The 7,575-nt window shown below is 73.9% G+C and carries 6 protein-coding genes; 2 read left to right on the forward strand and 4 right to left on the reverse strand.

Annotation, left to right across the window (positions count from 1 at the left end):
* Nucleotides 1-24 precede the first annotated feature (24 nt).
* Nucleotides 25-1,680 (reverse strand): phospho-sugar mutase, encoded by a 1,656-nt coding sequence (locus QM626_RS00220; RefSeq protein ID WP_415072657.1) that lies wholly within the window; start codon nucleotides 1,678-1,680, stop codon nucleotides 25-27.
* Nucleotides 1,677-2,501 carry a purine-nucleoside phosphorylase gene (locus QM626_RS00225; protein WP_415072659.1) on the reverse strand — a complete coding sequence of 275 codons (825 nt, stop codon included), beginning with the start codon at nucleotides 2,499-2,501 and terminating at the stop codon, nucleotides 1,677-1,679. The genes QM626_RS00220 and QM626_RS00225 overlap by 4 nt, the downstream gene beginning before the upstream one ends.
* Before the next feature lie 143 nt (nucleotides 2,502-2,644).
* Here QM626_RS00225 and QM626_RS00230 point away from each other — a divergent pair, with 143 nt between their 5' ends.
* Nucleotides 2,645-4,096: an NAD(P)H-quinone dehydrogenase gene (locus QM626_RS00230; protein ID WP_415072661.1), complete on the forward strand. Its 1,452-nt coding sequence runs from the start codon at nucleotides 2,645-2,647 to the stop codon at nucleotides 4,094-4,096.
* 129 nt (nucleotides 4,097-4,225) lie between these two features.
* Here the strand turns inward: QM626_RS00230 and QM626_RS00235 are convergent, their stop codons facing one another.
* Together QM626_RS00235 and QM626_RS00240 are read right to left on the reverse strand one after the other, a co-directional pair.
* Nucleotides 4,226-5,992: an acetyl/propionyl/methylcrotonyl-CoA carboxylase subunit alpha gene (locus QM626_RS00235; RefSeq protein WP_415072663.1), complete on the reverse strand. Its 1,767-nt coding sequence runs from the start codon at nucleotides 5,990-5,992 to the stop codon at nucleotides 4,226-4,228.
* Nucleotides 5,993-6,070: 78 nt separating this feature from the next.
* The gene (locus tag QM626_RS00240; protein ID WP_415072665.1) at nucleotides 6,071-6,718 is read right to left on the reverse strand and encodes a Maf family protein; all 648 of its coding nucleotides are present in this window, start codon (nucleotides 6,716-6,718) and stop codon (nucleotides 6,071-6,073) included.
* Nucleotides 6,719-6,971: 253 nt separating this feature from the next.
* Between QM626_RS00240 and QM626_RS00245 the strand changes: the two genes are divergently transcribed.
* Nucleotides 6,972-7,575: TRAM domain-containing protein (locus tag QM626_RS00245; protein ID WP_415072667.1), on the forward strand; the 604-nt coding region annotated here is incomplete at its 3' end.

Genomic DNA, 7,575 nt, shown 5'->3' on the forward strand with positions numbered 1-7,575 from the left:
CCCGCGCCCCGCGTCACCCCGCGGTCACAGCGCGTCGAGCAGCGCGCGGGCGCCGGCGGTCAGCGAGGCGAGGCGCGCGGATGCCGCGTCCGCCGTCTCCGCCCGCACGTCCAGGTAGAGCTTCAGCTTCGGCTCGGTGCCGCTGGGGCGCACCAGCACGCGCGACCCGTCGGTCAGCCACAGCCGCAGCACATCGCCCGGCGGCAGGCCGTCGAGCCCGTCGAGCAGATCGTCGACCCGGTCGACGGGGACGTCGCCGACCGCGGCCGGATGCTGTGCCCGCAGCGCCGCCATGAGGGTCGCGACCGCGGCGGTGTCGGCGAGACGCACCGACACCTGCCCGCTCGCGAAGACCCCGAACGTGCGATCGAACTCGTCCAGCAGGTCGGTGAGGCTCCGGCCGGCGCCGCGCGCCTCGGCGACGAGGCCGAGGACCGCGACGGCCGCCGACAGCCCGTCCTTGTCGCGCACGGTGTCGGGGTTCACGAGATAGCCCAGCGCCTCCTCGAACCCGTAGACCAGTCCCGGGGTGCGGGAGATCCACTTGAAGCCGGTCAGCGTCGCATGGAAGCCGAGCCCGTAGCGGGCGGCCACGGCCGCCAGCCCGGGCGAGGAGACGAGCGAGCAGGCCAGCGTCGCGTCCGCGGCGCCGGACGCCGCGGCCAGCCGCGCCGCCCGCCACCCGAGCAGCAGGCCGATCTGGTTCCCGGTCAGGGCGCGGAATCCGCCCGCGCCGTCCGGCATCGCGACGGCCAGCCGGTCGGCATCCGGGTCGTGCGCGATCACCAGCTCGGCGTCCGCGGACTGCGCCAGGGCGAACGCGAGATCGAGCGTGCCCGGCTCCTCCGGGTTGGGGAACGCGACCGTGGGGAAGGCCGCGTCCGGATGCAGCTGGGCGTCGACCGTGACCGGCGTCGGGTAGCCGGCCCGATCGAGCACGCGCGCGAAGGTCTCCCACCCGACCCCGTGCAGCGCCGTGTACGCCCAGCGCAGCCCGGACGCTCCCGGCGGGGCGGGGGACACGGCGGCGGTCGCGGCGACGTACGCGTCCACCACCGTCTCGGGAGCGATCTCGTACCGGTCGCTGCGGGGCAGGTCGCGGATGTCGCCCGCGGCGACCCGCTCGATCCGCGCGGCGATCCCGGCATCCGCGGGGGAGACGATCTGCGACCCGCCGTCGGCGCCGCCGAGGTACACCTTGTAGCCGTTGTCGCCCGGCGGGTTGTGGCTCGCGGTCACCATGACGCCCGCGTCGGCGCCCAGGTGCCGCACCGCGAACGCCAGCACCGGGGTCGGCAGCGGCCGCGGCAGCAGCAGGGCGCGCAGCCCGGCGCCGGCGAGGATCTCCGCCGAGTCGCGGGCGAACACCTCGGAGTTGCGGCGCCCGTCGTACCCGATCACGACGGCGGGGACGTCGTCGGCCTGTGCTCGCAGGTAGCCGGCCAGTCCCGCGGCGGCCTGGGCCACGAGCACGCGGTTCATGCGGGTCGGGCCGGCGCCGAGCGCGCCGCGGAGCCCTGCCGTCCCGAAGGCCAGGCGGGAGGCGAACCGTTCGTCGATCTCCTGCCGCGCCCCGGCGTCCCCGCCGGCCGCCGCGTCGATCAGGGCGTCCAGCTCGGCCCGGGTCTCGGCGTCCGGATCCTGATCCCGCCACGCCCGCGCGGCCTCGAGCGCGCTCACAGCGCTCCGATCACACGCGCGAGGAGGGCGGAGATGACGGGTTCCGCGGCCTGCCCGGCCTCGATGACCTCGGCGTGGCTGAGCGGGGTGGTCTGGATGCCGGCCGCCAGGTTCGTGATCAGCGAGAACCCGAGCACCTCCATCCCCGCCTGGCGTGCGGCGATCGCCTCCAGAGCGGTGGACATGCCGACGATGTCGCCGCCGATCGCGCGCGCCATCCGCACCTCGGCCGGCGTCTCGTACTGCGGGCCGCGGAACTGGCAGTACACGCCCTCGTCGAGGCCGGGGTCGACGGTGCGGGCGATGTCGCGCAGACGCTGCGCGTACAGGTCGGTGAGGTCGACGAAGGTGGCGCCCTCCAGCGGTGAGGCGGCGGTGAGGTTGATGTGGTCGGCGATCAGCACCGGCTGACCCGGCCGCCAGCCCTCACGGATGCCGCCGGCGCCGTTGGTGAGCACCATGATGCGCGCGCCGGTCGCGGCGGCGGCGCGAACGCTGTGCACGACGCGGCGCACGCCGTGACCCTCGTAGAAGTGGGTGCGCGCCCCGATGACGAGCACGCGCGCGCCGCCCGGGGTCAGGATGCTGCGCAGCGTCCCGGAGTGGCCCTCCAGTGCGGGCCGGCTGAAGCCGGCCACCTCCTCGGCCGGGATCGTCGCCGTGGTCTCGCCGATCAGGTCGGCGGCCTTCCCCCATCCGCTGCCGAGGGTCAGCGCGACGTCGTGGCGCGGGACGCCGGTCTCGCGCGCGATGTCGGCGGCGGCCTGCCGGGCGATCTCGAACGGGTCGGATGCGGGGTCGTCGAGGGGGCCTGTCGTCATGCCCACACTTTAAGCGCGATGGCTCGCGCGGCGGGCACCGTCGTTGCCTGCGACGGGACGCCGCCGCGGCAGGCGACCCGCGCGGGTGCGCGTCCGGGCCCGCCGATGTGCGTCCGGGGTGCCCGTCGCGGAAGAATGGACGCATGTCCCTGAGCTTCGAGCATGCGCAGCGCGTCGCGATCATCGGCGGCGGTCCCGGCGGGTACGAGGCGGCGCTGGCTGCCGCGCAGCTCGGGGCGGAGGTCACCCTCGTCGAACGCGCCGGGGTGGGCGGCTCCGCCGTGATCACCGACGTGGTGCCCTCCAAGACCCTCATCGCCACGGCGGACGCGGCGGTCGCCATCGCCGGCGGCGGCGAGCTGGGCGTGCAGCTGTTCGCGCGGGGCGCCGACGGCCGGCCGCTGCAGCCCGAGATCGCCATCAACCTCGCGGCGGTCAACAAGCGGCTGCTGGCCCTGGCCCGGCAGCAGTCCGACGACATGCGCACCTCGCTCGTCGACGCGGGGGTGCGGATCATCTCCGGCCACGGCCGGCTCGACGGCCGCGACGCCGTGATCGCCGCCACCGGTCCCGGCGGCACCGACTTCGACCGCATCGAGGCGGACACCCTGGTCGTCTCGGTCGGCGCCTCGCCGCGGCAGCTGCCGACCGCGATGCCCGACGGCGACCGCATCCTGACCTGGACCCAGCTCTACGACATGAAGAGCCTGCCCGATCACCTCATCGTCGTCGGGTCGGGCGTGACCGGCGCCGAGTTCGCCTCGGCGTACATGAACCTCGGCGCGAAGGTGACGCTCGTCTCCAGCCGCGACCAGGTCCTTCCCGGCGAGGATGCGGACGCCGCCGCGGTGCTGGAGCGGGTGTTCCGTCGCGGCGGCATGACCCTGCTGTCCAAGGCGCGCGCCGACCGGGTCGAGCGCACCGCCGACGGCGTGCTCGTGACCCTCGGCGACGGTCGCACCATCGAGGGCAGCCACTGTCTGCTCGCGGTCGGGTCGATCCCCAACACCGCCGGCATCGGGCTGGAGCAGGCGGGCGTCGAGATGACGGCGTCCGGCCACATCCGCGTGAACCGCGTCGCCCGCACCTCGGTGCCCAACATCTACGCCGCCGGCGACTGCACGACCTTCGTGCCGCTCGCGTCGGTCGCCTCCATGCAGGGGCGCACGGCGGTCTTCCACGCGCTCGGCGACGTCGTGATCCCGCTGGAGCAGCGCCGGATCGCGGCGAACATCTTCACCGCGCCGGAGATCGCGACGGTCGGGTACCAGGAGAAGGACGTGCTGGACGGCAGCATCAACGGCACGGTGCACAAGCTGCCGCTGTCGGCCAACCCGCGCGCGAAGATGATCGGGATCACGGAGGGGTTCGTGAAGCTGATCGTCCACGCCGGCAGCGGCACCGTGATGGGCGGCGTGATCGTCGGCCCCCGCGCCTCGGACATGATCTACCCGGTCGCGATCGCGGTGGAGCGGCGTCTCACGGTCGACCAGGTCTCCCGCGTGTTCGCGGTGTACCCGTCGCTGTCCGGCAGCATCCAGGACGCGATGCGCGCGCTGCACCTGGTCGAGAACTCCGACGGCGAGGAGAACTAGCCGCCGGCTTCCCCGTTCTCGTTCCCACGACCGAGACGATTTCGTGCGAATCGACGCCACAAATGCGCACCGATTCCACGAAATCGTCGCAGTCGCGGTGAGGGGGAGGCGGCGGCCGTGGCGGGCGTGTCAGCTGATGGTCAGCAGCTGGTGCCCGGCCGACACCGTGGCCCCGGGGTTCGCATCGACCTGGCCGACGACGCCGTCCTTGTGGGCCTGGATCGGCTGCTCCATCTTCATCGCCTCGAGCACCACCACCAGGTCGCCCTTGACGACCTGCTGACCGGTCTCGACGGCGACCTTGACGACCGTGGCCTGCATCGGGGACTTGACCGCGTCCCCGGACGCGCCCGCCAGCGTGCTCGTCTGGTGCGAGCGGCGCGAGGGCGGCACGGCCGCGGGACGGCCGACGGACGCCGCGGGCGCGGCGATCCGGTCGGGCAGGCTCACCTCGAGGCGCTTGCCGGCGACCTCCACCACGACCGTGTGGCGGTGCTCGGCGGGGCTCGGGTCGCCGAGCTCGCCGTCCCATGCCGGGATGTCGTTCACGAACTCGGTCTCGATCCAGCGCGTGTAGACGCCGAACACGCCGTCCTCCGCGGTGAAGGCCGGATCGCGCACCACCCTGCGGTGGAAGGGCAGCACGGTGGGCAGCCCCGCGACCTCGAACTCGTCGAGCGCCCGTCGTGCGCGTTCGAGCGCCTCGTCGCGGTCACGGCCGCTGACGATGATCTTCGCCAGCAGCGAGTCGAACGCGCCGGAGACCGTGTCGCCGGCGGTGACGCCGGAGTCGAGGCGGATGCCGGGGCCGCCGAAGGTCTTGAACACGTGGATCGGGCCGGGCTGGGGCAGGAAGTTCCGGCCCGGGTCCTCGCCGTTGATGCGGAACTCGAAGGAGTGGCCGAGCGGCGCCGGGTCGTCGTAGTCGATCAGGCCGCCCTCGGCGATGCGGAACTGCTCACGCACCAGGTCGATGCCGGTGACCTCCTCGGAGACCGGGTGCTCGACCTGCAGGCGGGTGTTCACCTCGAGGAACGAGATCGTGCCGTCGGCGCCGATGAGGAACTCGCAGGTGCCCGCCCCGACGTAGCCGACCTCGCGCAGGATCGCCTTGGAGGACTCGTACAGGATGCGGTTCTGCTCGTCCGACAGGAACGGCGCCGGCGCCTCCTCGACGAGCTTCTGGTGGCGCCGCTGCAGCGAGCAGTCGCGGGTGGAGATGACGACGACGGTGCCGGCGGCATCCGCGAGGCACTGGGTCTCGACGTGGCGCGGCTTGTCGAGGTACTTCTCCACGAAGCACTCGCCCCGGCCGAAGGCCGCCACGGCCTCGCGGGTCGCCGACTCGAACTGCTCGGCGACCTCGTCGAGCTCCCGCGCGACCTTGAGGCCGCGTCCGCCGCCGCCGTACGCCGCCTTGATCGCGATCGGCAGGCCGACCTCGCGGGCGAAGGCGACGACCTCGTCGGCGTTCTCCACCGGACCGGGGGTGCCCGGCGCGAGCGGCGCGCCCACCTTCTCGGCGACGTGGCGCGCGGTGACCTTGTCGCCGAGGGCCTCGATGGCCTCGGGGGACGGGCCGATCCAGGCCAGTCCGGCGCCGATGACCGCCCGTGCGAAGTCGGCGTTCTCGGCGAGGAACCCGTAGCCCGGGTGCACGGCGTCCGCCCCCGAGCGGCGGGCGATCGAGAGGATCTTCTCGATCGAGAGGTAGGTCTCGGCGCTGGTCGAGCCCTGGAGCGCGTAGGCCTCGTCGGCGAGGCGCACGTGCAGGGCGTCGCGATCCTGGTCGGCGTAGACGGCGACCGTCGCCCGTCCGGAGTCGCGCGCGGCGCGGACGATGCGGACGGCGATCTCGCCGCGGTTCGCGATGAGGACCTTGGCGATTTCAGGCATGACTGTCAGCCTACCGACGCGCATCCCTGCGCTTTTGAGCGCCTTCTACAAGAAGCGGCCGTCATCGTGTGCGATGGTCTACGAGCGGTTCCAGAGCGAGGTCCAGTCCACGCCGAGCTCGCGGACCAGGCTCCGCAGCGTCGAGAGCGACATCCCCACGACGGTGGACGGGTCACCCTCGACGCGGGTGATGAACGGGCCGCCGAGGCTGTCGACCGTGAACGCGCCGGCGACCAGCAGCGGCTCCCCGGTGGCGACGTAGGCCTCGATCTCGGCATCCGACACGTCCGCGGCGAAGGCGACGGATGCCGCGGCCACGGCGTGAGCCTCCGCCGGTGCGGTGGTCGGCCGCAGCCGCACGACGGCGTGGCCCGAGTGCAGGATGCCGGTGCGTCCGCGCATCGCGTGCCACCGGGCGATCGCGTTCTCCGGCGTGTACGGCTTGCCGAGGATCTCGCCGTCGAGCTCGAACATGGAGTCGCCGCCGAGGACGAGCCCCGCGAACTCCGGCTCCTCGGCCTCGATCACGGCGGCGACGGCGGCCGCCTTTCGCCGCGCCAACAGCAGCACGTGCTCGGTCGGGCTCAGGCGGCGTCCCTCGCCGCGCTCGACGGCGGCGATCACCGCGTCCTCGTCGACGTCCGGCGACCGTGTCTCGGGCTCGACGCCCGCCTGGCGCAGCAGCATCAGCCGGGCGGGGGAGGTCGAGGCGAGGACGACGCGCATCCCGCCACGCTACCGTCCCGGCCGGCCCTCGCCCCGGGTGCGCTCCGCCCTTTCCGGTCCCGCCCCGCTCCGCTCCGCCCTCAGCATGTCCCACTTCGGCGTGGTTCATGTCCCAGTTTGGCGCGCTTACGAGTCCTGTAAGCGCGCCAAACTGGGACATGCTCGCCGTGGGGGCGACGGTGGTGGGGCGGGAGCCGTGGGGGCGACAGCGGTGCCGGAGGGCGCCCGGCAGCGGGTATGGCAGGCTCGGGGGGTGGATGCCGCGGCCGAGATCGACCTGGACGTCACCGGTGTCGCGCACGGCGGCGTGTTCGTGGGCCGGCACGAGGGGCGGGTCGTGTTCGTGCCCGACACTCTGCCGGGTGAACGCGTGCGCGTGCGGCTGACCGACACGCGCAAGAAGAGCTTCTGGCGCGGCGAGGTCGTCGACGTGCTCGACGCGTCGGCCGACCGCCGCCCGCACGTCTGGCCGCAGGCGGGACTCGACCGGCCCGCCGCTGAACGCCCCGGGGGCGCGGACTTCGGGCACATCCGGCTGGAACGCCAGCGCGAGCTGAAGCGGCAGGTCGTCGCCGACGCGCTCGCGCGCATCGGCCGGCTCGACCTCCCCGCCACGATCGAGGCCGCCGCCCCGGTCCTGGGCGCGGACGGCGAGGTGCTCGCCGCCGAGACCGCCGACGCGACCGGCTGGCGCACCCGCGTGAGCCTGCACGTCGACGCGGAGGGACGTGTCGGGCCCTACGCCGCGCGCAGCCACCACGTCGTCCCGGTCGACGACCTGCCGTTGGCGACGCCGGCGATCTCCCGGGCCGCGGCGCGCCTGGCCGGCGCCCGCCCCGGCCGCCTCGACCTCGTCA

Origin of the sequence: Microbacterium sp., assembly GCF_047606385.1 — a bacterium.
In the GTDB taxonomy this organism is placed as follows: Bacteria; Actinomycetota; Actinomycetes; order Actinomycetales; family Microbacteriaceae; genus Microbacterium.